16 protein-coding genes are annotated in these 23,506 nt (G+C 74.0%); 6 read left to right on the plus strand and 10 right to left on the minus strand.

The annotated features are described in order from the left end of the window. Positions 1 to 44: 44 nt before the first annotated feature. The 4 genes from WMF33_RS43665 to WMF33_RS43680 all read left to right on the plus strand — a co-directional run bounded on the left by WMF33_RS43665 (position 45) and on the right by WMF33_RS43680 (position 4,972). The gene (locus tag WMF33_RS43665; protein ID WP_437334135.1) at positions 45 to 761 is read left to right on the plus strand and encodes a hypothetical protein; all 717 of its coding nucleotides are present in this window, start codon (positions 45 to 47) and stop codon (positions 759 to 761) included. 155 nt (positions 762 to 916) lie between these two features. Continuing rightward, positions 917 to 3,394, plus strand: coding sequence for an AAA family ATPase (locus WMF33_RS43670; protein WP_437334136.1), 2,478 nt, complete (start codon positions 917 to 919; stop codon positions 3,392 to 3,394). A gap of 76 nt (positions 3,395 to 3,470) precedes the next feature. Further along, positions 3,471 to 4,049, plus strand: coding sequence for a hypothetical protein (locus tag WMF33_RS43675; RefSeq protein WP_437334137.1), 579 nt, complete (start codon positions 3,471 to 3,473; stop codon positions 4,047 to 4,049). Between the two features lie 32 nt (positions 4,050 to 4,081). Then, positions 4,082 to 4,972, plus strand: a complete 891-nt coding sequence (locus tag WMF33_RS43680) for a 3-hydroxyacyl-CoA dehydrogenase family protein (RefSeq protein ID WP_437339574.1) — start codon at positions 4,082 to 4,084, stop codon at positions 4,970 to 4,972. A 240-nt stretch (positions 4,973 to 5,212) separates the two neighbouring features. Here the strand turns inward: WMF33_RS43680 and WMF33_RS43685 are convergent, their stop codons facing one another. The 3 genes from WMF33_RS43685 to WMF33_RS43695 are packed head-to-tail and all read right to left on the minus strand — an operon-like array spanning position 5,213 to position 9,896. Beyond that, positions 5,213 to 6,274, minus strand: a complete 1,062-nt coding sequence (locus tag WMF33_RS43685; protein WP_437334138.1) for a hypothetical protein — start codon at positions 6,272 to 6,274, stop codon at positions 5,213 to 5,215. Further along, complete coding sequence (locus WMF33_RS43690) at positions 6,271 to 8,478, minus strand: hypothetical protein (protein ID WP_437334139.1); 2,208 nt, start codon at positions 8,476 to 8,478, stop codon at positions 6,271 to 6,273. Before WMF33_RS43690 ends, WMF33_RS43685 begins: the two co-directional genes overlap by 4 nt. Further along, positions 8,475 to 9,896 carry a hypothetical protein gene (locus WMF33_RS43695; protein WP_437334140.1) on the minus strand — a complete coding sequence of 474 codons (1,422 nt, stop codon included), beginning with the start codon at positions 9,894 to 9,896 and terminating at the stop codon, positions 8,475 to 8,477. Before WMF33_RS43695 ends, WMF33_RS43690 begins: the two co-directional genes overlap by 4 nt. A 469-nt stretch (positions 9,897 to 10,365) precedes the next feature. Between WMF33_RS43695 and WMF33_RS43700 the strand changes: the two genes are divergently transcribed. After that, positions 10,366 to 11,130, plus strand: coding sequence for a hypothetical protein (locus WMF33_RS43700; RefSeq protein WP_437334141.1), 765 nt, complete (start codon positions 10,366 to 10,368; stop codon positions 11,128 to 11,130). A gap of 429 nt (positions 11,131 to 11,559) precedes the next feature. Here the strand turns inward: WMF33_RS43700 and WMF33_RS43705 are convergent, their stop codons facing one another. The 5 genes from WMF33_RS43705 to WMF33_RS43725 all read right to left on the minus strand — a co-directional run bounded on the left by WMF33_RS43705 (position 11,560) and on the right by WMF33_RS43725 (position 18,232). Next, a complete protein-coding gene (locus tag WMF33_RS43705; RefSeq protein WP_437334142.1) occupies positions 11,560 to 12,210 on the minus strand; it encodes a tetratricopeptide repeat protein in 651 nt (216 codons plus the stop codon). 155 nt (positions 12,211 to 12,365) lie between these two features. Beyond that, positions 12,366 to 13,112, minus strand: coding sequence for a hypothetical protein (locus WMF33_RS43710; RefSeq protein WP_437334143.1), 747 nt, complete (start codon positions 13,110 to 13,112; stop codon positions 12,366 to 12,368). A 68-nt stretch (positions 13,113 to 13,180) separates the two neighbouring features. Next, on the minus strand, positions 13,181 to 14,161 hold the full coding sequence (locus WMF33_RS43715; protein WP_437334144.1) for a pseudouridine synthase: 981 nt from the start codon (positions 14,159 to 14,161) through the stop codon (positions 13,181 to 13,183). A 7-nt stretch (positions 14,162 to 14,168) separates the two neighbouring features. Beyond that, complete coding sequence (locus tag WMF33_RS43720) at positions 14,169 to 17,219, minus strand: PEP/pyruvate-binding domain-containing protein (RefSeq protein WP_437334145.1); 3,051 nt, start codon at positions 17,217 to 17,219, stop codon at positions 14,169 to 14,171. A 68-nt stretch (positions 17,220 to 17,287) separates the two neighbouring features. Beyond that, complete coding sequence (locus WMF33_RS43725) at positions 17,288 to 18,232, minus strand: alpha/beta hydrolase (RefSeq protein ID WP_437334146.1); 945 nt, start codon at positions 18,230 to 18,232, stop codon at positions 17,288 to 17,290. Between the two features lie 220 nt (positions 18,233 to 18,452). Between WMF33_RS43725 and WMF33_RS43730 the strand changes: the two genes are divergently transcribed. After that, entirely contained in the window at positions 18,453 to 20,054 is a 1,602-nt protein-coding gene (locus WMF33_RS43730; protein WP_437334147.1) for an amino acid permease, read from the plus strand. Between the two features lie 33 nt (positions 20,055 to 20,087). Here the strand turns inward: WMF33_RS43730 and WMF33_RS43735 are convergent, their stop codons facing one another. Together WMF33_RS43735 and WMF33_RS43740 are read right to left on the minus strand one after the other, a co-directional pair. After that, positions 20,088 to 21,641: a carotenoid oxygenase family protein gene (locus WMF33_RS43735; protein ID WP_437334148.1), complete on the minus strand. Its 1,554-nt coding sequence runs from the start codon at positions 21,639 to 21,641 to the stop codon at positions 20,088 to 20,090. A 65-nt stretch (positions 21,642 to 21,706) separates the two neighbouring features. Then, positions 21,707 to 23,296 carry an AgmX/PglI C-terminal domain-containing protein gene (locus WMF33_RS43740; RefSeq protein WP_437334149.1) on the minus strand — a complete coding sequence of 530 codons (1,590 nt, stop codon included), beginning with the start codon at positions 23,294 to 23,296 and terminating at the stop codon, positions 21,707 to 21,709. Positions 23,297 to 23,506 lie beyond the last annotated feature (210 nt).

Raw genomic sequence — 23,506 nt, forward strand, 5'->3', positions numbered from 1 at the left:
CCCGCGCCGACCTCGCGGCCCGGCAGGGCGATCGCGACCGCGCGGTGCGCATCCTCGGCGGCCTCGCCGACGTGCGCCCCGGCGACCGGGCGGCCCAGGCGCGCCTCGCCGAGCTCTGGGACGCGGCGGGCCGGCCCGCGTACGCGTGCCAGCACCGGGTGACGCTCGCCGAGCTCGCGCCCGCCGACGCGAAGCTCGCCGCCGCCGCGATCCGGTGCGCCGGCGAGGGCGGCATGAGCGAGCTCGCGGGCCAGCTCCGCCTCGATCTGACGTCTGCCGTCCGGGCGACGGTCGACCGGCTGCTCGCGCAGCCGGACGCGCCGCCCTCCGCGGACCTGCCGGGCGACGTGCAGCTCAGCGCCGCGTGGACCGGCGGCGCCGATCTCGACCTCGCCCTCATCGACGCGCGGGGGCGGCGCCTCTCCTGGATGGGCGCGACGCTCGGGCCGGTGGGCGTGCGCTCGCGCGACGCGACGAGCGCGCGCGCGGAGTCGCTCGCGCTGCGGAACCTCCCCAAGGGGAGCTACGTCGTCGAGATCGCGCGCGCCTCGGCCGGGGACGGCGCCTCGGCGCCCGCGCTCGCCGGCGCGCCGGGCGCCGTGCGCGGCGAGCTGACCCTGCGCCTCGCGGGGGAGACCCGCAAGGTGCCGTTCACGCTCGAGGGCGCGCGCCTCGAGCTCGGCACGGTGCGCGTCTTCTTCACCTCCCGCCTGGTGCCGGTCGACGACGTCCCGCCGCCCCCGCCGTTCATCCGGGACTGACCCCCGCCCACGCGCTGCCCCCTCGCCCTGAACGACCCGCCCGGCGCACCGCCGGAACGGCCTTTTCCGCGCACTCTCGAGGGCGCTCGCCCGGGGTTCGAGGAGCCCCCCCGGCCACCCTCGTGTCGGGAGGAGATCCCCGATACAGTTTCGACATGAACCCGCTCGTCCCGGACTTCATCCTCGAACAGGATGCCGAAGGGCAATACGCGGGGGCGGTCGACGCGGCCGTCCTGCATGTCTCGCTCCCGGCCGTCGTGGAGCTCGCCGAGCAGATGATCGCGCGTCAGGCGATCGATCCGGACGCGCTGCGGTCGCTCTTCGAGCCGCTCTTCGAGGCCGTGCACCAGTCGGGCGGGTTCGTCGCGGCGTTCTCGCCCGGCGGCGGGTTCACCGCGCTCTTCCCCGATCGGCCGGGGCGGAACGTCACCCGCCTCGCGCGCAGCGCGGCCCTGGCGATGCGGCGCAGCCTCCTCGAGCTCGCCGCGCGGCGGGCGCTCGGCGCCGGCGGCGCGCCGATGCCGTTCAGGATCGGGCTCGCGTGGGGCTCGGTCCACTGGACGATCGTGCGGATCGCCCGGGATCGCGCCTACTCTCTGCTCTACGGCCCCGCGATCGAGGCCTGCCAGGCGACCGATCGCGGGGCGGACGACAGCGAGCTGCACCTCGATCGCAGCTTCCGCGAGCGGCTCCCCGCCGCCAGCGCCCGCGAGAGCGTGGCGGAGCTCGACGAGGCGGATCTCCTGACCGGTCCGCCCTCGCTGACGGTCACGGTGGCCCCGACGGACGCGGACGCCGAGGCGTTCCTGCCGCCGGGCGCGGGCGATCTCGCGCCGGAGGGCGAGATCCGCGAGGTGACGACGGTCGCGCTCTCGCTCGATCGGGTGGCGAGCCCGACGGAGCTCATCCAGCAGCTGCACGAGATCTCGGCGATGTTCGGCGCCACGTTCGCCGGCATGAACGTGACCGAGCGCGGCTTCGGCGCGCTGTTCTACTTCGGCGTGCCGGTCGCGCACGAGAGCGACCACGATCGCGCCCTCGACTTCGCGCTCGAGCTGAAGAGCAACGGCCTCGGCGTGCCCCGGCTCGCGGTGGGCATCACCCGCGCGCGCTGCCTGTCCGGCTTCTTCGGCGCCGGGGGCCGCCGCGAGTTCGCCTGCCTCGGCCGCGCCGTCCACCTCGCCGCGCAGATCGCGCGCAAGGCCGCGCCGTCGTCGATCTGGGCGGACGAGCGCGCGTTCCTCGCGGGCGAGGCGAGCCACCAGTGGTCCACCGAGAACATCTTCCGGTTCGACGGGTTCGACCTGCCGATCCTCGTCTACTCGCTCGAGCGGCGCCGCATCGCCGTGCAGGAGGAGTTCTACGACCTCGGCCCGATCGGCCGCGAGGCCGAGCTCGAGCGGCTCACGCGCGCGCTCGAGCCCCTCTTCGCCGGGCGCTCCGCCGGGGTCGTGTACATCCTCGGCGAGGCGGGCATCGGCAAGAGCTACCTCGTGCACAGCTACCGCCACCAGCGCGCGCAGCTCATGGACATGCGCCCGCTCCTGTGGATCGAGGCCCGCTGCGACCAGACGCTGAAGACCCCGCTCTACGCGTTCGAGTTCGCGCTCAAGGAGTACCTCGGGATCTCGTCGGAGCTCGGCCAGCGCGCCAAGCAGGCGGGGCTCGATCTCGCGCTCCAGCTGCTCCTGGAGCGGCTGCCCGAGGCCTGGACCGAGGTGCGGCAGGGGATCGACCGGTCGCGCGAGGCGCTCGCGCGGCTGCTCCGGCTGCGGGGCGAGGAGCCGGCGACGCCGGAGGCCGAGGCCGGGCGGCGCGAGGAGGCGCTCGCTGCGCTCTCCGCGCTGCTCGTCGCCGAGAGCTCGCTGCAGCCGGTGGTGGTGCACCTCGACGACGCGCAGTGGGCCGACCCGACCTCGCTCGAGGCCGTGCGCGCGATCACGGCCGCCTGCCGGGATCTGCCGCTCGCGGTGCTCTGCTCGGCGCGGCCCGCGGCCGCCGGCGAGGGGGCGGACGTGCGCATCCCGCTCGAGGCCGGCATCCCGTCGCAGGTCATCGAGCTCGCGCCGCTGCCCCAGGAGCGGCTGCTCGCGCTGGCGGAGCCGTTCTTCGGCGGCCCGATCCCGACGATGCTCGAGTCGCTGCTCGGCCAGACCGCCGGCGGCAACCCGTTCTTCGCGCAGGAGATCCTCGCGTACTGGCTGGAGGACGGCCGGTACGGGTCGACCCACGAGGCCGCGCGCTCGAGCCGGTTCATGCCGCCGCGGACCGTGAACAGCCTGCTCGTCGCGCGGCTCGAGCGGCTGGAGCCGCGGACGCGGCAGACGGTGATCTCCGCGGCGGTGCTCGGGCGCGAGTTCGACACCCGCGTGCTCGCCCGGATGATCCCGGACGCGTCGGTCCTCGTGGATCACCTGCGCTTCGGCGAGGCGCAGCGGATCTGGTCGCGGATGGGGGAGCACCGCTTCGAGTTCTGCACGGTGCTGATCCGCGACGCGGCGTACGGGATGCAGCCGAAGGCTACGGCGGAGCGGCAGCACCGCCTCGCGGCCGAGGCGATCGAGGCGGTGTACGGCGACGATCTCGAGGATCAGCGCGCGGCGCTCGACAGCCACCGACGGCTCGCGGGCTGAGCGCGGCCGGCCGCCCTTTCGGCCGGATCGTGGAACCCCCTCGACGCCGCTTGCGAAGTGCGGCAACTGTCCGCGCATGAGCACGGCCCATCAAGAGGCTCACGCGGCCGCGGCGCACGACGTGAGCGACCACCACGGCTTCGACGGGGAGCCCGCTCGCGCGCTGCCGGCCGACGAGCCGCCCACCCCGAACTGGGTCCCTGCGCTGGGGCTCGCGGTCTTCGCGGTGGCGGGCGTCCTGTTCCTCGCGATGAGCGGCGACGGCGACGCCGCGGGTGAGGCCGCGCCGGCCGGCGCGCGCCCGGTCCCGGCCGACGCCCGTCCGGCGGCCGCGCGCCCGGCGCCCGGGGCCGACGCGCGTCCGGCGGCCGCGCGCCCGGCGCCCGGGGCCGACGCGCGCCCGGCGCCCGGGGCCGACGCGCGCCCGGCTCGGGCGCGCCCGGCCGCGCCGGCGGCGCCCGAGCCTGGGCCGGCCGGGGGGGCCATGCGCGCGGCGCCCGGGCACGAGGGGCACGACCACGCCGCGGGCGCTGCCGCGCCGGGCTCGCCGAACCTGCGCAAGCTGACGCCCCAGGAGGTGGAGGCGGTGCGCAAGCGCATCGAGGGGCGGCAGAAGGGCGCCTCGAACGCGCCGCCGCCAGCGCCGCCGAAGTGAGCGCGACGGTGGTGGACAACGCCGCCGCGCGGATGCGCACGGTGCTCGTGCTCGGCGCGGGCACGATGGGCCAGGGGATCGCGCAGGTCACCGCGGTCGCCGGCTACGTGACCCGCCTCCACGACGTCGACGCCGCGCGCGTCGGCGCGGCGATCGAGGACATCAAGCGCGCGACCGATCGCCTCGTGCAGAAGGGCAAGATGCTCAACGAGGCGCGCAGCGAGATGATCGGGATGCTCGTCGCGTCGCCGGATCTCGCGCGCGCGGCGGCGGACGCCGATCTCGTGATCGAGGCGGTGCCCGAGCAGATGGACCTCAAGGTGGAGGTGCTCGGTCGGGCGAAGGCGGCGGCGCCGGCGGGGGCGCTGCTCGCGTCGAACACGTCGAGCCTGAGCATCACGGAGCTCGGCCGCCGGCTCGGGGCGGGGGCGCGCACGATCGGCCTGCACTTCTTCAACCCGCCGCCGGTGATGGAGCTGCTCGAGGTGGTGCGGGGGCTCGAGACCGACGAGTCGACGGTGACGGCGGCGCTCTCGGTGGCGAGGCGCCTGGCCAAGGCGCCGATCGTGGTGAACGACACGCCTGGGTTCGCGACGAGCCGGCTGGGCGTGGCGCTCGGCGCCGAGGCGATGCGGATGCTGGAGTCCGGGGTGGCGTCGGCGGTGGACATCGATCGGGCGATGGAGCTCGGGTACCGGCACCCGATGGGGCCGCTGAAGCTGACGGACCTCGTGGGGCTGGACGTGCGGCTCGCGATCCTGGAGCACCTCCACCGCGAGGTGGGGGAGCAGTTCCGGCCGCCGGTGATCCTGCGGCAGATGGTGCGGGCGGGGAGGCTCGGGAAGAAGACGGGGGAGGGGTTCTACCGGTGGACGGAGGCGGGGGCCCAGCCCATCGAGGGTGGAGGCTGGCGGCGGGGGTAGAGAGCGCAGCGGGTGTGCTCCAGGTCGAGCCCGTCCCCCCTGCACAGGTTGAGGCTGTCCTTCATCTGGTCGGCGAGCGGATAGCGGATGCCCACCCCCGGCCCGTGCTCGGCGCTTCGCGCCTGCGCGCGGTCCGCCCCTCCCTAATCGCGCGCTCCGCGCGCTCAGGGAGGGGTGCGCCGACTGGTACCTGCTGCCCGGATGTGAAATCCGGAGAAGCGAGGGGGTGCACGACCTGCGTCAGGACATCAGGCCGAGCACGAAGAGGGCGTCGGACCAGAGCGGCCAGAGCGTGCGGAAGGGATGCGTCGCCAGCACCACGCCGCCGTTAGGTAAGCGGCGCACGCGGAAGGGAGCATGCTCTTCGAGGAATCGAGTGTGCCCGCGCGTCGTGACGTCTGCCCGAAATGCAGGCGGGCCCTCGCCCTCGGGAGCCTCCCCGATCTGCCGGAGCAGGTCCATGATCTCGTGCGCCTTTGGCTCGGCCGCGCGCCACACATCATCAGGCACCGCCGCGGCCTCGAGCGCTTCGAGCAGCGTGGCCGGCGGCGTCGCGAGCGCCTTGAGGACGGCCTCGCGCGAGAGGGAACGCGTGAGCTCGCTCATGCCTTTCATGGGCACGCGCGTGCCGCGCGGCGCGGCGTCGACCCGCGCGCGGAGCGCCTCCAGCGACATACCCGCGGTGCGCGAGACGCTCTCCTTGTCGTGGAGGCTCACCCACGACAGGGCGAGGTCGCGCGCGAGCTCCGCGGCGCTCGCGTTATAAGTCGCGCACATCTCGACCGGGGCGCGCCATTCCTGGTTGATCGTGCAGGCGCCGGTCGGCACGCGCCCGCTCGCGTCGGGTGCGCAGAGGCGAAGCAGCAGCTCCTCGATATCACCCTGAACCATGTGGCAGGCGACCGCGGCCTCGGCCTCCACGAAGCGCGGGCCGTAGCTGCCCACGAGGATCTCGTACGGAAAAAAGTCCCACGTGCGTTCGCCCGCAGTCAAGCGGAGCGGGCCCCAGGGGTGGAGACGTTCGCTTTCGTCAGTGTAGCACTTGAGCTCGAACATCATGGTGCGCTCCGAATCGCGCAGCCTCACGCCAGACCCGAGATGAGCGTTGTTCGTTTCTCCGAAGTGGTCGCGAATCATCGCGAGCACTTCGTCCACGGAGCGCGTCTCGCACCCTTCCTGATGGCTCATCATCAGGCTGAGGAGCGCCCCCGGGTCGACGAGGGCCGACAGGGCCGCTGCGAACGCGTCGAGCCGTCCTGACTCGTCACACCACGCATAAAACCAAGGCTCTGATTGACTCATAGCCGGATCACCATGATGAATTCGTCGGAGCCTATCAGGGTCACTGTTTTGCCCGCTTTCCAGTCGAACAGGTAGCCGTCTCGAACCGTGATGTTCGGGTCATCAAACTTGGCGCCCTGCTCCATGATGAGCTCGACCCGGGCCACGTCTCCATCCAGCCCCTTCTGCTTCAGCGCCTTCATCGCGTTCGATAGCTGGTTGCGCACCTTCCTGACCTCGATCGTTCCGCCGCCCTTCGCCTCGCTGATGATGAGCTTGTGCCCGCTGGATATCGACAAGAAGTCGGGCGCCGCCCCCTCGGTACCACCAGGGCTTGACGTCTTCGGAATCCTGAGCACGTCGCGCACGCCGTCGTCGCCGACCCCGATGAGCGATCTCCCGTCGTCCACCAGGAACTTCGCCGCCTTCTTCTCGAAGATGTCCACCGGCTTCGTCGTGATCGCCCCGGTGAGCGTCTTGTACCCCCTGACGCGGTTCGTCTTCACGATCTGCGCGAACGCCTCCTCGATCTCGGCGATCTCCCCGGCCACCCGGATCGCGGCCGGCCGCAGCCCGCTGCTGGTCTTGACCGCGCGCCACATCGGCCCGACCGCCCCGAGCCCGAACCCCACCCCCGAGAAGATCCGCTCCTCGTCGCTGAGCTCCTGCCCCGACGGCAGGCAGAACGCCTTCCCCGTCACCGCCTCGCAGAGGTCGAGCGCCGGTCCCACCACCGGCACGAACCCCACCCCGATGCGCGTCGTCGCGTGCACCAGCGTCTGCATCACCTCCGCGTACGCCTCGACGCCCTCGCCGACCGTCGACATCGCCCCCGCGAACGCGCTGATCGTCTGGTAGAGCTGCGTCTGTTCCAGGTCGAGCCCGTCCCCCCTCCACAGGTTCAGGCTGTCCTTCATCTGGTCCGCGAGCGCATCGAACCGCGGCTTGAGCACCGTATCCACTTGCGCTCGCAGGTCCGCCGGCACCGGCGAGTCCTCGAACCAGTCCGACGCATCCATGAACTGCCGCACGAACCCGGTGATCCGGTTCTGCGCGTTCAGGAACGCGTTCGTCTCCGCCAGCGATAGCCCCATCCGGTCGCGCAGCGCGATCTCCAGCGCCGCGCTGTTGGCCCGCCACGCTCTCACGTTCGCCACGAAATCCGCCCGGAGCACCACCACCCCGCCGCTCACGTCGGCCTCCAGCGCCGCGAGCACCGCGTCCGCGTATGCCGCGTACGGGTCCCTCCCCTCGTCGAACGCCCCGTCCACCTCCGCGATGTCCGGCACCTCGACCCACGGCACCTCGCTCTCCCCGAGCGCGTACGCCTGCGGATCGTCCGGGTTCCACCCCTCGGCGCGCGCGTCCTGCGTCGCCAGGTCCGCCACCTCGTCCGCCTGCGCGCCGAACTCGTCGATCAGCCGCGCGAGCTCCGCCGCGAGATCGCTGACGCTCTTCTTCAGATCGTCGACGAGCTGCTCCATCGCCGCCCGCGTCTCCGCGCCGACCACGTCCTTGTACCGGTCCAGGATCGCGTCGAGGTCGGTCCGCGAGATCTCGTCCAGCGGCCGGCCGACCAGGTCCTTCAGCTCGGTGTCGAGCTGCTGGAGCAAATCCATCTTCTCCGCCAGGCGCTCCACCCGCGGCGCGTTCCCCACGAGCGCCTTGCGCTCCTTGGCGAGCTCGGCCAGCAGGATCTCGATGTCGCGCGCCAGCGCCGGGTTGATCTCCGCGAGGCTCAGGTCGAGGGTCGTGTCGCCGGAGAACGCCACCCCGCGGCGCCGGATGTCGAAGAGCGGCTTGTTCAACCCGAGCGGCACCGACACGAGGCGCACCACCTCGCGCGCGTCGACGCAGGTGTTGTCGCCCCCCTCCCTGCTGACGTGAAAGTGGAAGTCGTTCATGCCCATCCCGAGCAGCACCGAATCGAACGTCGCCTCCATCCGGTTGCTCTCCGAGCCGTCGTCATGGAACGCGAACTCGCCCGGGACTTCGTAGGTGGGAAGCGGCGTCTGGTTCACGCGGAAGTACGCCGCGCCTGGGTCGGCGAGCTCGGGCGTCAGGCACCCCGGGTTGAACTGGGTGGAGACCCAGTCGAGGGTGTACGGCGTGCCGGCCCACGCGAACGAGGGCGCCACCAACGCCACCGCGGCGATCAGCGCGACGAGCTTCTGCAGCGCCGCGGCACGCCAGCCAGGCCGCGCAACGTCCTTGGAGCCTCTCATCTCCCCTCCGCGCCGCGCACCGCCGCGTCGTACGCGATCGCGGCGCCCTTCACGTCGCCCGCGTCGAGCCTCGCCTCGACGGCGTCGAGCGCCGCCGCGGTCATCCCCTTCTCCCGCAGCGCCGCGAGGCCCGCCGCGATCTTCCGCGGCAGGTCCGTCCTGAGCTCGGCCACCGCGGCGTCGAACCGCCCTCGAAGCTCGGCGCACCCGGCCTCGCGCCACGACGACCCCGCCGCGTCGCAGAGCGGCCGAAGCTGCACCACCGCCAGCAGCGCCCCGCACCGCTCGGCCAAGAGCGGCAGCCCGAGCTTCTCGCTCACCGGCGGCGCCGCCGACAGCGCCGCGACCTGCGCGCGCGCACGCTGCTCGAAGGCATCCGATGCCTTGCGGGCCCGCGACCGCGCGATCGCCTCGCGCGCCCCCTCGTCCATCTGCAGCACGCGGAGCGCCTGCCGGCGCAGCGCGATACCGCCGAGCAGCGCCGCCGCGGTCGCGTCGCTCCGGGTGACGCGCCGCTGCACGTAACCCAGCATCGCGTTCAGCGAGCGCAGAGCCCCCGACGTTGTGTCCGGCAGCACCGCGCCGTGCGTGGCGAGGAGCTCCCCGTGTGGCGCCATCGCCTCGTCGAAGGAGGCCGCGAAGACCTGGAGCGCCGCCGACGACCTCAGGATCTCCGCGGTGAGCTCGCCGGGCGCGCGGCTCGCCTCGCGCGCCGCCGCGAGCACCGCCTGCTCCACGCCGTCGAGGCCGTCGATGTCCGACCGCGACGCCTGCTCCGACAGCGCCGCGTACGCCGCCGTCTCCGCCGCCTCGGTCGCGCGGTACGCGGCGAACCGCGCCGCGACGCCCGCGTACGTCGATCGCAGCGGGGCGGCGTCGCTCCGGGCCTGGTCGAAGATCGTCTGCACGGCCGACATCGCCTGCTTGTCCGCCGCGAGCGCGGCGGCGCGCTGCTCCTCCTCGGCGCTCGCCCTGTCGATCATCGCCGCCTTGAAGTTGCCGGCCGCGTCGACCGGTGTCCGCGAGAGCAGCGCTCTCTGGCGCTGTGTTGCCTCGTCGAGCAGCGACGCGAGCTTGCCCGCGAGCGTCGCCCGCAGCGACTCGGCGTTCCTCGCGTCGTCCCGAACGTGCTCGATCGCCTCATCGAGGTGGCGGAACCAAACGTCGAGCGAGTAGCTGCTCGCGACGATCTCATCCAGCGTCTTGTTGTTTGGCCGCGTGGCCCACATCTCGATCGGCAGCGCGCCGTCCTTCTCGGCCTGGCTCCACGCGACCGCCGGGCCAAGGTTCTCGCCCACGCAATGCTCCTCGCCGCCCTCCGCCACCGCGCAGAAGCTCCCGAACGTGTGATCCTCCCGCTCCCACAAGCACCCGACCCCCACCGCGCCGAGCGCCACCAGGGCAGCTACGGCCGCCACGAGGATTGCCTTCGGTCGCCTCGTGTTCCTTCTCATTTTCATTCCCTCCCCCTGCAACTTTTCTCAATGGCGCACGCTCGCCCGCAGGCCCACCGGATGCAAGCGTCCATACGGGGGCAGTAGGACATTGCTCAGCCGAGCAAGAACGCTCCGGGACGTCATCGCTCCGTCCTTGGTAGAGAGGCACCGGTGCGCTGGACCGGAGGGAGCACGGGAATGCGCACGCGCACGCGCACGAAGAGGAGCACGGGAGACGGGAGACGGGAGACGGGAGACGAGAGACGGGAGACGGGAGACGGGAGACGAGAGACGGATCCTATGCCAGCCCCCGAACACGGGCCTCGTCGACGCAGCAAGAACCCGACGGCAGCGCGAGCGACAAAGCTCTTTTCAACTGCCCCGATTCCCATTGTATCTTCCCGTTTCATTGCCGCCGTCCGGCTTTGCCGGCCGGCAGGGAGGAATCGACATGGATTATTCGAATGAGGTCCTCGAGGCCACGCCCGAGCGCGTCACCAAGTTCCTGTTGGGGATTGGCGCCGTCGCCGCGATTCGCACGTTGATGGCCGAGGCGGGGATGACCGATGACGACATCGTGGAGGGCCGCACGCTCCTCCTCGACGTCCTCGCCGCGCCCCGCAGGGCCGGCGCGGCGCCCGATACCGCGGATGCCAGGGCGCAGCGCGCCGCGACGGCGGAGCTCGACCAGTGGGACGAGCCCAATTATGCCCGTTATGGCGCCGCGCTCCGTCGGCGTTTCCCAGACGTGCACGATTACGTGTTCAAGGACCTCGCGCCCTCCACCGGCGCTGCCGCCGTCCGGGGAGTGGCCACCTTGCTCGCGCGGCTCGACGCCCTCGAGAGCGGCGCCGACCCGGGTCGCGCCGGGACCAAGCAGAGCGACAAGAAGGCGGTCGCGTTCCTCGGCCCCCGCGGCCTCGACAAGGCAGAACGCAAGCGCCTCCAGGGGCTCGTCGACGTCGCGCTCGGCCCGACATCGCCTCTGCCCGAGCAAACCGAGCTCCCGGAGACCGCGCGCAGGCGCGAGGCGCTCGTCAAACTGCGCGGCTGGTTCGACGAGTGGTCAACCACGGCGCGCGCGGTCGTCAAGAAGCGGGGGTACCTCATCCGCCTCGGCCTCGCGAACCGCAAGGCCCCCCAGCGCAAAGCCCCCGCCGAGCCCGCCGAGCCCGCCGACCCGCTCGACGACGCCGACGCGATCGATCTGGAGTAATCTGGCACACCAACAAGCGCTTCCGGCGCGCGTCCGAGACCTTCCGACGCGCTCCGGAAGCTTCCGTCGCCGAAATGAAGCCCTTCGGCGCGCTCCGGAGCACGACATTTCGCGTACTTAGGAGCGCCGGCCCTGCTCCCGACGCCTTCCGGCGTCCGCCGGAGGTCGAATTTCCGGCGAATTCCGCGTCCCGCCCCGCGCCGGAAGCTTCCGGCATGCGTCGGAAGCCTTCGTCCCCGCGACGGAAGCCCTCGTCCCCGCGACGGAAGCCCTCGTCCCCGCGGCGGACGCCTTCGTCCCCGCGACGGACGCCAGTTGATTGAGATTTCTTGGCGTCCTTGGCGCCTTGGCGGTTCCCCAAGCACCGCACGACCCCTGCGGAGGCGCCTCCCTCGGACGCCCCCGCGCAGCGGCGGACGCGCGAACCGGTTACCGGTTCAGCTTGTCCTTCTTGGCGTTCTCTTCGGCCTCTTTCTGGCGCTCGGCCTCGCGCTGGACGATGCGCTCCTTGACCGTGGCGTAGTCCTTCTCGTCCTTCACCCGCCGATCGATCTGCTTCTGCCGCTCGGTCGCCGTCGCCGGGTAACCGCCCGCCTTGGGGTTGCTGGTCAGGTACGCGGCGTAGGCGCCCCACGCCTCCCGCGCCGTCTGCCAGTTCTTCTGGCGCTCGCGGAGATCCGCGAGGCAGAAGAGCACCTTCGCCTGAAGCTCCTCCGAGCCCTTCTTGCCGAGCGCCGTCGTCCACGCCGTCTCGGCCTCCGCCGCATTGCCCGACTCGAGCATCGCCTCGCCGAGCCGGTAGAAGCCGAGCATCTTCGAGGGATCCTGCTTGATCGCCTCCTGGAACGCCGCGATCGCGCCGGGGATGTCGCGCGCCACGAACGACGCGTTGCCCTTCAGGATCTGCTCCGTGTAGGGGCTGATGCCGGTGTGCCCGCTGGGATCCTTGCGCGGCGGAGCGGCAGCGGCCGGCGCGGCCTCCGGCGCCGCAGGCGGCGTCTGCTGGGCGGCCGCGGGCGAAGCAGAGACGACGACAGCGAGAGCAAGCGACGCGATGACGGCAAGCGAGCGGTCCTGCATGCCCGCCAAGGTACCGCAGCCACGGCCCGAAGGGGAAACCTTGCTGCACCGACGAGCGACGGTCCCCGCCGCCCGGAGCAAGGCGCGCGACGGCGCCCGACCCAGCACGCCGCCGGACCTCGGACCGGCATGCGCGACCCCGATGGCCCGGCAGGCTACCGCCGCGGAGCCCTGAACGGGTCCGGCGGCTGCCCAGCATCCGGGCGCCCCGCGTCCACCGGCGGCCACCCGCCATCCGGCACCCCCGCGTCCGTCGGCGGCCACCCGCCGTCCGGGCGACCCGCGTCCACCGGCGGCCACCCGCCATCCGGCGGCCCCGCATCCGTCGGCGGCCACCCGCCATCCGGTCGGCCCGCGTCCGCCGGCGGCCACCCGCCATCCGGTCGGCCCGCGTCCGCCGGCGGCCTCCCGCCGTCCGCCGGCAGGCCGCCGTCGACCGCCGCCGCGCCCTGCGCGCTCAGCGACACGAGCCGGCCGTCCGGATCCGGCGGCCAGAGGAAGCGCTCCTCCGCGCCCGTCTTCCGGTCGACGAGCTTGGCCCAGCTCGCGCGCGGGTTGTCCGCCATCTGCACGCGAAGCCGCGCCGTCACCCCCTCGTCGAACGCCGGCCGGCGATAGAGGATGTTCGTCGACCGCTCGGGCGCGTCGCCCGTGAGCGGCACGTCGAACCGGACCCGATCGAGCAGCTCCTGGCCGACGTACAGCTCGAGCGCGAACCGGCCCATCACCCTCGCCGTCGCCGCCGGCCGGTCGAGCGTCACCGGGCGGACACGCGCGACCGACCCCCTCCCCTTCGCGTACTGCACCTCGAAGACCCACTGCTTCGCGCTGGGCCGCACGGCAGGGTCGGGCGCATACCCGGCGCGGGGCGGCGGAGCCCCGGGCTCCGCCAGGGCGATCACGCCGGCGGCAGCCAACGCGAGGCCGGCGAGGGCCGCCAGGGCGGCACGGGCGAGAGGGCGAGGCGAGGTCATCGGGCACCACCGGAAGGAGCCGCCAGCGGCAAAGCCGCCTCGGGCGTCCCAGTCAGCACCTCTTCCCACGCGGAGCCGTCGCCGTCGAGCGCCCCCCAGAGATCCCGCAGCTCGTCCGGGACCGGCGCGAGCGCCGCGCGCTCCTCGCCGGCCTCGTCCGGCACCGCGACGCGCAAGGCGTGCAGCGCGACGCGCGCGAGCGGGAGCACACGGCCCCGCGCCGTGGTCACGGACCGCGCGCCGCCATGGTCGCGGTCGCCGAGGAGCGGCGCCCCCGCATGCGCCGCGTGCACCCGGAGCTGGTGCATGCGGCCCGTCACCGGATCGAGGCGGAGCAGCGTGGCCGGCGCCGCGCCGCCGCCGGCCGAGGCGACCGCGCGGTACCGCGTCGCCGCCTCCTTCGCGCCGGCCCCGCCCACCGCCGGCAGGCTGCGCCCGCGCGACCGCGCCGCGCCGATGGGCGCGTCCCACGTGCCCGCCCCCTCGACCCGGCCGCCGGCGATGCCGACGTACACCCGCGCGACGCGCCCCGCCTCGCGCATCGCCGCGAGGTGCCGCTGGCCCCGCGGGCCCGTCGCGCACAGCACCACGCCGCTCACGCCGACGTCGAGCCGCGAGGCCGCGTGCGGCGGCGCGCGCAGGCCGAGCAGCTCCGCGACCTCGGTGACCAGCGAGCGCGTGCCCCGGCGCTCCGGCTCCGTCGGCAACGCCGCCGGCTTCGACGCGACGAGGATCTCCCCCCAGCGCGCCAGCACCTCCACCGGCGGCGCCCCCGGCGCGTCGCGCCGCGCCGGCCACACGGCGAGCTCGTCGCCGGGGGCCACCGCGTCGTCCGGCCGCGCCCGCCGCGCGTTCAGGAAGGCGCGCCCCTCCGCCGCCGCGCCCGCGAGGCCCGGCGACGCGCCGCCCAGGCGCTCGAGGACGTCCGCCACCGTGGGGCCGTCGGACGGGCCGACCCGGAAGCGCGCGGTCGTCATACGGGCGTCATTCGGGCGGCGCGGCGAGCGGCGCCGCGCCGTCGCCCTGCGCGCCGCCGGCAGCGCCGTTCGGCGACGGCGGCGCGGCGCGCTCGTCGCGCTCGTTCAGCCGCTCGATCACGCCGCGATCGCCGTCGACCCGCAGCCGGTCGCCCGTCTTGATCGCCAGCGTCGCGCCGGGCACGTTCACCACCGCGGGGATGCCGTACTCGCGCGCGACGATCGAGGCGTGCGACATGGGGCCGCCGAGCTCGGTCACGACCGCGGCCGCCACGAGGAACAGCGGCGAGAGGCCGATGTCGGTCGTGCGCGCGACGAGCACCTCGCCGGGCGCCACCGCGTCGAGCGAGGGCGCGCCCGGCTCGAGCACGCGCGCCCGCCCCTCGACCACGCCAGGGCTCGCCGGCAGCCCGAGCAGGCGGACCCCCGACGCGGGCGGCAGCACGACCGGCGGCGGCCGGCCGATGAACGTGGCCGGAGGATCGGGGCGCGCGGCGTCGCGCAGGTGCTCGGCGCGGCGCAGCCGCACGACGTGGCCCACGTCGGCGCGGCCGCTGGAGAGCGCCGTCACGAGCTCCTCGTAGGTGCAGAAGAACACGCTCCCGGGGAGCAGCGAGGGCTCGATGCGGAGCAGGCGCCGGTCGATGTCGAGCGCGACCTTCCGCAGCATGCCGAGGACGCGGGTCACCCACGTGCGCATGCGCTCCCGCAGGCGCACGTAGCGCTGCGCGCGGCCGACCAGCGTGCGGAGGAGCGCGAGCTCCACCCGCGAGACGCGCGTCTCGAGCATCGCCATCTCCCGGTCGGCGAGCGCCCGCGCGCGCGCCAGGGCGCGCTCCGGATCGCCGGGCGCCCCGCGCAGCGACGCGGTGAGCATCGCGATGACCGGCGCCGGGTCCTCCCGCCAGCGCGGGGTCGCGAGCTCCGCCTCGCGCACGGCGCGGTCGCCGTACGCGTCGAGGAACCGCCCGAGCGCGTCGCGCGCCGGCCCCTCGGGCAGATCGCGCGGCCCCCTCACCTCGCCGGCGAGGAGCCGCTCGCGCGACGCGCGATCGAGCATGACGAGCTCGGCCACCCGGGCGAGCTCGATGCCCGGCCCCGCGCTGTCGAGCTCGCGCACGCCGCCCGCGAGCACCTGCGCCAGGTGCTCGACGTTGGTCTCCGCGCGCCCGGCCGGGCCGTCGAGGGGCGCCTCGCCCGAGGCCGAGCGCGCCGAGGCGCGGCGGCCCGCGACCCGCTCGAGCGCCTTGCACAGCGCGAGGTGGCTCGCGAGCGACGCCGACGCGCAGTGCAGCATCAGCGTGCCGGTCCGCTCGAGCAGCAGGAAGACGCTCCGCAGCGTGGTGCCGATGGCGTCGTCCGGCAGGAGCGTCATGTCGAGCTCGGAGAGCGCGCGCTGGGCCCAGAGCGCCTCGCCCTCGTAGGCCGCGACCTCGCGCTCGAGCCGCGCCTGCCGGAGGAGGAGCCGCGGCCCGGTGAGCGGCAGCCGCGTGTAGAAGCGGCGCCGCGAGACGCCCGCGCTCTGCTCGGCGAGCCGAGCGATGAGCTGGTCGCTCGCCCCGCCGCTCATGCCGAGCAGCGCCCGCGGCGAGAGCCCCGGGACCTGCGCCGCGATCTGCATGAAGGCGGTCAGGTTGAGGTAGAAGCGCCCGTGCACGTTGGCGACGAGGCGCGCGCCGCGCGGCACGCGGCAGCCGAGCGCGGCGAACGCCTCGCGGAAGCCGCGGTCGGAGAACGCGCGCGCCACCGACCAGGTGAGCGGCGTCGCCGCGCCGGGGAGCGCCTCGCCCACGTTCGCGCGCGACCAGATCGTGTCGGCGCCGCCCCCCTCGGGGAAGCCGCCGCCGCTCACCGGACGCACCTGGAGCAGCCACACGCGCGGCTCCGCCGGCGCGCCCTCCGCCGGCGCGCCCTCCGCCGGCGCGCCCTCCGCCGGCGCGCCCTCCGCCGGCGCGCCCTCCGCCGGCGCGCCCTCCGCCGGCGCGCCCTCCGCCGGCGCGCCCTCCGCCGCGGCGTCGTCCGCGAGGCGGCCGGGGTCCTCCCCCTCGACCGCGGCGTCGTCCGCGAGGCGGCCGGGGTCCTCCCCCTCGACCGCGAACTCCACGTCGAACGGGCCCTTGCCGCCCTGCTCGAGCCGCTCGGCGAGCTCGGCGAGCTGCCGCAGCGCGGCCTCGCCGAGCGCCGGCCGATCGGCGCGCGCCGCGGGCACCGCGACCTCCTCGAGCCCCGCCGCGCCCACGACGAGCGCGCGCCGCTTCTGCGCCACCGCCGACGCGACGACCTTGCCGCCGCCCCGCGCGATCCGGAGGGTGTCGGCCGCCACGGCGCCGTCGACGACCGGCGCGCCCAGCCCGAGCGTGGCGTTCACGAGCCGCTCGCCGGCGCGCCAGTGCTCGCCCTCGAGCCCGGCCGGGGGCGCGGTGAAGAGCACGCCCGCGGCCTCGGCGCGCACCATCACCTGCAGCACGACCCCCATCGCGACGTCGCGGACGCCGGCGTGCGCGAGGTACGCGAGCGCGCGCGGCAGGAAGGCGCTCGCCCAGACCTGCCGAATCGCGGCGTCGAGCTCGGCGTCGCCGCGCACGCCGAGCACGGACGTCGCGAGCCCCGCCATCGACGTCTCGTCGCTGTCCTCGCAGGTGGCGCTGGACCGCACCGCGAGCCCCCACGGCGCCTCCGGCGCGATCGTCTGCCAGAGCGCCTGCAGCGCGGCCGAGAGCGTCTCCGGCAGCGGCTCGCTCAGGATGCGGTCGCGCGCCCGCGCCGCCCGGTCGACGCCGACCTTCGTGCCCGAGAGCCGGATCAGCGTGGCGAGGTCGTGCCCGCGCGGCAGCTGCCGGTCGACGAGCTCCGTGAAGCACCGCGCGTCGAGCACCCAGCCGCGCGGCACCGGGAAGCCGTCGCGCAGCAGGCGGCCGAGCGAGGCCGCCTTGCCGCCGACGCGCTTCGCGCTCGTGCTGCGGCGCTGGCCGGCGCTCTCGAGCGGCTTCAGCCACTCGCGCACGGAGGGCGGGTCGGTCGCGCTCTCGGCGCGGGCGATGCGTGTCGGGTCGGCCACGTCGTTGCCGAGGAAGTAACACGGTTCGGCGGCCTGGTCAGGGGCTTGTGACGCCCGGGCCGCCGCGATCACGGCGCGCGCAACCCGCGCTGGACGCGCTCGTGCCAGAGCACCATTTCCACGCCTCCGGGACCGCGGTTCCAGGCATAGTCGTGCGGTCCGGGCACAATGAGCAGCTCGTGGGCGACGCCGTCCTGCCGGAGCCGATCGCTGATCGCCTGGATGGCGGGCAGGAAGGGGTCGGCCTCGCTCGACACGAGCCGCAGCGCGAGCGCGCGGCGCTCGGTGGTCCGTCGCGCCCGGCGCGCGAGGGCGGAGAACATCTCGGCCTCGCTCGCCCGCACCGCCGGCTGGAGGGCGCCGACCGCGCCGAAGACCTCGGGGTGCGACAGGCCGACGAGCAGCGCGAGGCGGCCGCCGAGGCTCACGCCGTCGATCCCGGTCGCCTCGCGCGCCGTGAGGCAGCCGCTCTCGGCGCGCGCCCGCGGCAGGAGCCGCTCGACGACGAACCGCCCGAAGGCCGCGGCCCCCTCGACGGAGCGGTCGCGGAGGTCGGGCGCGAACGGCGTGGCGATGCACAGCCCGCGGTAGGGGTGCTCGCCGAGCGAGGCGTTGAGCTGCGCGAGCCGCTCGCGCGTGACCATCTGCCCGAGGTCGTCCGGCGCGAGCGGCGGCGCGAGGAGCCGCTGGAGGGTCGCGTCGAGGCGGTAGTCGTCGCGCCACCCGCGCGCGCCGGCCTCGGGGCCGCGCACCGCCTCGCCGCGGCCGTGCAGCGCGACGAGCAGCGGCAGCGGCGCCGCGGCCTCGGGCGCGAGGAGCAGCGCGCGCTGCGGGCCTTCGCCCCCTTCGGCCGGCTCGAAGGCGAGCTCCTTCCAGCGGGAGGGGGCCGCCTCCGCCGCCGCGGGCCCCGGCGGGGGCGGCGAGCTCTTGCGCCGGCACGACGACGCGGCGAGCGCGGCGAGGCCGAGCAGGGCGCGCCGGCGCGAGAGCGAGGGGGGCGTCGTCGTGGACATGCGCGGCGAGGGTAGCAGCGGGGGCAGGCGGTCACCGCCGGCGGCCGCCGCACCGTGCTCGTTGTGGCTCCGGCGCATGCGCTGGTCAGTCGCCGGCGCCCCCATGTACGCTCGTCTGCGCGGGTGGGCTCCCCGAGAGGGGCGCGCACCGGCGAGGCGCGCCGATCCCGACGGGCTCCGTCGGTCACGAGCGCAAGACCGTCGAGGAAAGGGACCGCTCATGAGCCGTGAGACGAAGGGGGACGTCGGGGCGCGCTCCGGCGACGAGCCGCGCAGCGTGGAGGGCGTGATCGCCGAGGACGTGAAGACGCTCCACAGCATGGGCTATGCGCAGGAGCTCCTGCGCCGGATGGGGGGCTTCTCCAACTTCGCGATCTCGTTCTCGATCATCTGCATCATCGCGGGCGGCATCACCTCGTTCCAGATGGGGCTTTGCAGCGTCGGCGGGGCCGGCATCGGCATCGGCTGGCCGGTCTGCAGCGCGCTCTCGCTCTGCACCGCGCTCACGATGGGACAGGTCGCGTCCGCGTTCCCGACCGCCGGGGGGCTGTACCACTGGGCCTCGATCCTCGGCGGCCGGGGCTTCGGCTGGGCCACGGCGTGGTTCAACCTGATCGGCCTCGTCACCGTCCTCGCGGCGATCAACGTCGGCGCCTACCTGTTCATCATGAGCTCGCTCGGCCCGCTGTTCGGCGTCGACATCGCGACGATGTCCCCGGATCAGGCCCTCTTGACGCAGATCGTCGGGGTCACGCTCATCACGGGGACACAGGCGCTCTTCAACCACCTGGGGATCCGCGTCACAACCCTGCTCACCGATTTCAGCGGATACCTCATCCTCGTCGTCTCGGTGATCCTCACGCTCGCGATGCTCTTCTACGCGCCCCAGGTCGACCTCGGGCGGCTCGTCACGTTCACGAACTACAGCGGGGCGAAGGGGGGCGACGTGTGGCCGGAGACGGACAGCATGACGATGCTGTTCCTCCTGAGCTTCCTCCTGCCCGCGTACACGATCACCGGATACGACGCGTCGGCGCACACCTCGGAGGAGACGATCGGCGCGGCGCAGACCGTCCCGCGGGGCATCGTCCGGGCGGTGCTCGTCTCCGGCGTCTTCGGCTGGCTCATGCTGAGCGCGATCGTGCTCGCGATCCCCGACATGGACCAGGCCGCGTCGAAGGGCGGCGGGGTCTTCTTCTGGATCATGGAGAGCGTCATCCCGGAGAAGCTGCGGATCGCGCTCTACGCCGGCATCTCGATCGCCCAGTACCTCTGCGGGCTGGCCACGGTGACGTCCGCCTCGCGCATGACCTTCGCGTTCGCCCGCGACGGGGGGCTGCCGCTCTCGGAGCAGCTCCGCAAGGTGAGCCCGAAGTTCCGCACGCCGGCGACCGCGATCTGGGTCGTCAGCGCGCTGACGATCGCCTTCACCGTGTACACGCCGGTCTATTCGACGATCACGGCCGTGTGCGTGATCTTCCTCTACATCTCCTATGTCATGCCCACGATGGCGGGCGTGCGCGCCTACGGCCGCACGTGGGTGACGATGGGGCCATGGGACCTCGGCCGGCTGTACCGGCCGCTCGCGGTCATCAGCGTGCTCGCGTGCCTGATGCTCATCGTGGTGAGCGTCCAGCCCCCGAACGACAAGGCCCTTGTCATCATGCTCATCGTGTTCGCGCTGACGGCGATCATCTGGTTCGCGCTGGAGCGCCGCCGCTTCCAGGGCCCGCCGCAAGGGGTGATGATCCAGCAGCGAGCGCAGGAGATCGCGGAGGCGGAGCGCGCCGTCGGCCAGGTCGCCTCGGGCGGCGGACGGTAGCGGCCCGGAGGCGCGCAGGCGGGGGCGCGGCGGTCAGCCGCGCGCCACCCACGAGCCGTGAAAGCCGTACGGGATCCGGTGCGGGCAGCGCAGCACCGCGACCGGCTCGCGCTCGACGTCGAGCGCGTCGAGGACGAGGAGGTCGCTCTGGTCCGTCCCGGCGCGGTACACCACGGCGAGCAGCCACCCCTCCCCCTCCGGCGCTCCCTCGCCGCGGGGCACGAACACCGGCTCTGACGTGAAGCTCGATCGACCGAGCTCGTGATAGCGCGTGCGCCGCTCGACGTGGTCGACCAGGGCGATGGCGTTGTGGTGCCCCCGGCCGTCGCTGTCGCCGCGCCTGCACACCATCCAGCCGTAGCGGTACGGCCGCGCCGTGAACCGCGGATCGACGATCGGAAACTCGGCCGGCGCCTCGTCCAGCAGGGTCTCGCTGACGGCGCCCTTGTCGGGATCGATCCGGAGGCGGGTGAGCCGCCCTTCCGGGTTCTCCGTGAGCGGCGGGTTCGGGTTCTCCCCGCCGAGATCGAAGAGCGGGAGGCGCGGGTACCGCACCACGTCGAGCACGACGGAGCCGCCGTCGTCGAAGGCGTTCATCGTGTGGAAGACGAAGCAGGCGGGGAGATCGACCGTGCGCGCGGGCGCGCCCGGCTCGTCCCGCGGGACCACGATGAGGCGCGCGCCCTCCGAGGGCTCCCACCGGACCGGGTTCGAGGTTTTGAAGTTCTCGTACCGCATGGTCGCGGGCAGGTGATAGAGGATCGCCCGCGTCGCCGTGACGCCGAAGTCGTGCATCATCGCCGGGAACGGCACGTCGATGTCGCGCGAGAAGCGGAGCGAGCCGTCCGCGGAGAAGGCGTAATACGTCAGGTGCGGCGGCCGCGGCGAGGCGCCGAAGGTGTAGATGTCGCCCGTCTCCGGATCGACCTTCGGGTGCGCGACCATGCGGCGCGCCTCCAGCACGCCGCCGAACGTGAAGCGCCCGCGCGTGGCGAGCGTCTCGGGGTCGATCTCGTGCGCGGCCGAGTTCTCGACGAGCGTCAGCAGCCTGCCGGCGAGCCTGAGCACGTTCGTGTTGCTCCGGTCCTGCGCCCGCATGATCCGCCGCACCTGATCCTCGCGCGGCGGCAGCCCGAGCAGCCCGCGCACGCGGAGCTCGATGAGCTCGGAGGGCGTGAAGCCGAGCGCCTTCCAGCCGTCGGCCGAGGTGCGCCGGCCAAAGCCGCGGAGGCCGCCGAAGAGCGCCCGGCCCGCCTGCTCCTCCCAGCGGAGCTTGTCCGTGCGGACCCAGCGGCGGCGGTGCGCCACACGCCCGCCTTCAAAACGGAACGCGTCCACCATGCCGTCGCCCTCGAACCAGTGATAGAGGGCGGGATCGAGCGGCTCGAACCGCGGCGCGGGCCCGATCCGGTAGAGCGCGCCGGCGAGCGCCGCCGGCACCTCTCCCGACACGAGCTCGAGCGAGGCGCACTCCGTCTCGCTCCGGAAAGGGGCGTAATTCCCTTCGAGAAAGGGGTTTTGAAGGGTCTTTTCGGGCGCGCGCCGCGCGCGCCCGAGCGTGCTCAGGATTCGGGATAGGGCGATCACGCACGCACGATAGAGCATACCACTCGCCGGGGCGACACCGAAGGTCAGCCGCCGGAAGGGGCGAGTCAGCCGCCGGAAGGGCTGAAGAGGATAGGATAGGTCACGGTCACGATGCCGGCGTCCGGCGGCGGGAACGACAGCCCGTAGAACGAGCGCACCACGCAGGCGACCACGCCGGCGTCCGGCAGGTCGGAGCCGCCGTTCTGGACGCTGGAGACCGCGCCGTCACGGCCGATCGTGAAGCCGACCGCCACGCGCCCGGCGAGGTTCGGGCTGTTGCGCAGCCCGTTCTCGTAGCAGAGCCGGAATCGGCCGAAGTTCTGCCGCACGATGCGCTGGATCACCTCGGGCGGGAGCCGGCCAGACACCGTGGTCGACCCGACCCCCATCCGCGGCGCGCGCACCTTGTGGCCGGGTCCGTTGATGAAGCGCGACGCGCCGCCGCCCGGGCCGAAGCCCTGCCCGTCGCCGAGCCCGTTGCCGTGGCCGATGGTGCCGAGGGGACCCATCCCGATGCCGGTGAAGCGCCCGCCGCCGCCCTCGCCGACGCCGGTCAGCCCGAGGCCCCCGGCGCCGCCCGACTCATCGATCGTCTCGCCCCACAGGTTGCCGATCACGCTCTTCGCCCCGTTGCCGAGCGTGTCGACGCCGCCCCAGGGGGCCGAGGGCGCGTTCGGATCGCCGAGGCCGGCCTGGAGCATGCCGATCATGCCGAAGCGGGCCGCGTCGTCGAGCGCCTGCGCCCGCGAGATCCGCACGTCGGCGTTGTCCTTCGGCCCCTCGATGTCGAAGCGCCCGTTGGTCTTCCGGCTCGTCGCGCTCCCGGCCTTGCCCGACTCGCCGATCGCGGCCGCGCCCGAGCCGCCCTCGGTGTCGTTCGGGCGGGTCGCCTCCGCGCCCTCGGTCGCCTCGGGCAGCTCCCGCTCCGCGGTCGCCGCGAGCGCCTGCGCCATGAGGTACGCCTGCTCCGCGCTCACGCCGCCGTCGTCGGCCATCGCCAGCGGGGGCATGAACGCGGCCATGGCCCCGAGCAGGCCGACATGGACCAGCGTCGAGAGCGCGGCGAACGGCAGGCTCCGGCGGTCGAGGCTCACCTTGCCCGCGACGCGGCGGCCCGCGTTGCCCACGGCGACCTCGAAGCCGAAGTCGCCGAGGTCGAGCCGCGCACGCGCGCCGAGCGGCAGCGCGACCCGCCGCGCCCCGCCGAGCGCGGCGTCCGCCGCGGCGCGGCCCGTCGCGATCGCCTGCGCGACCGTCATCGTGCAGCTCCCGATCTCGATCATCCCCGACGCGCCCGGCGGGATCACGGCGCTCACCTCGCCGTCGTCGCCGACGAGCACGAGCGGCGCCCTCGCCGCGCCCAGCCGCTCCGCCGGGAGGAAGAAGTCGCACGCGCCCTCCGCGCCGTCCTGCTCGCCCACGTGGAAGGAGCGCGGCGGGGTCAGGTGCGCCACGTGGATCAGGTTGCTCCCCCAGCGGATCAGCACCTCGACGGACAGCGCCTCGGTCTCGCACTCCGCGGCGGGCAGCTCGGGCGCGCTCTTGACCAGCGCGTACGTGTACGAGCCCTCCGGCGCGTCCGCGGTCACCTCGGGATCGCGGGCCGGAGACGCGCCGAAGGGCGGGTTGCCGAGAAACGGATTCGGGGATGCCATGCTCGGAGCCAACTTGAACGTATCCATCTGAAGCCAGGCCTTTCCCTGCTCCCGCGTGCGGCGTGGACCGCGCAGCGAGCGGTCTGAATGGAGCGAGCCCGCGAGGGCCCGCGCTCTGGCGTTCCCCGGCGCACGCGCGGCGAGCTTCACCGCTCTCTGCGTGCGCCGCGGAGCACCGCGTCCACGCCCGGGATCGACAGCGCCCCCGGC

This window comes from Sorangium sp. So ce394, from assembly GCF_051474665.1.
Lineage (GTDB): Bacteria > Myxococcota_A > Polyangia > Polyangiales > Polyangiaceae > Sorangium > Sorangium cellulosum_D.

Excerpts from the sequence above, each read along its gene's own strand:
- WMF33_RS43740 (WP_437334149.1), bottom strand. The coding sequence starts at position 23,296 with ATGGCATCCCCGAATCCGTTTCTCGGCAACCCGCCCTTCGGCGCGTCT.
- WMF33_RS43725 (WP_437334146.1), bottom strand. The coding sequence starts at position 18,232 with ATGTCCACGACGACGCCCCCCTCGCTCTCGCGCCGGCGCGCCCTGCTC.
- WMF33_RS43685 (WP_437334138.1), bottom strand. The coding sequence starts at position 6,274 with ATGAGTCAATCAGAGCCTTGGTTTTATGCGTGGTGTGACGAGTCAGGA.
- WMF33_RS43705 (WP_437334142.1), bottom strand. The coding sequence starts at position 12,210 with ATGCAGGACCGCTCGCTTGCCGTCATCGCGTCGCTTGCTCTCGCTGTC.
- WMF33_RS43690 (WP_437334139.1), bottom strand. The coding sequence starts at position 8,478 with ATGAGAGGCTCCAAGGACGTTGCGCGGCCTGGCTGGCGTGCCGCGGCG.
- WMF33_RS43715 (WP_437334144.1), bottom strand. The coding sequence starts at position 14,161 with ATGACGACCGCGCGCTTCCGGGTCGGCCCGTCCGACGGCCCCACGGTG.
- WMF33_RS43700 (WP_437334141.1), top strand. The coding sequence starts at position 10,366 with ATGGATTATTCGAATGAGGTCCTCGAGGCCACGCCCGAGCGCGTCACC.
- WMF33_RS43730 (WP_437334147.1), top strand. The coding sequence starts at position 18,453 with ATGAGCCGTGAGACGAAGGGGGACGTCGGGGCGCGCTCCGGCGACGAG.
- WMF33_RS43670 (WP_437334136.1), top strand. The coding sequence starts at position 917 with ATGAACCCGCTCGTCCCGGACTTCATCCTCGAACAGGATGCCGAAGGG.
- WMF33_RS43675 (WP_437334137.1), top strand. The coding sequence starts at position 3,471 with ATGAGCACGGCCCATCAAGAGGCTCACGCGGCCGCGGCGCACGACGTG.
- WMF33_RS43680 (WP_437339574.1), top strand. The coding sequence starts at position 4,082 with ATGCGCACGGTGCTCGTGCTCGGCGCGGGCACGATGGGCCAGGGGATC.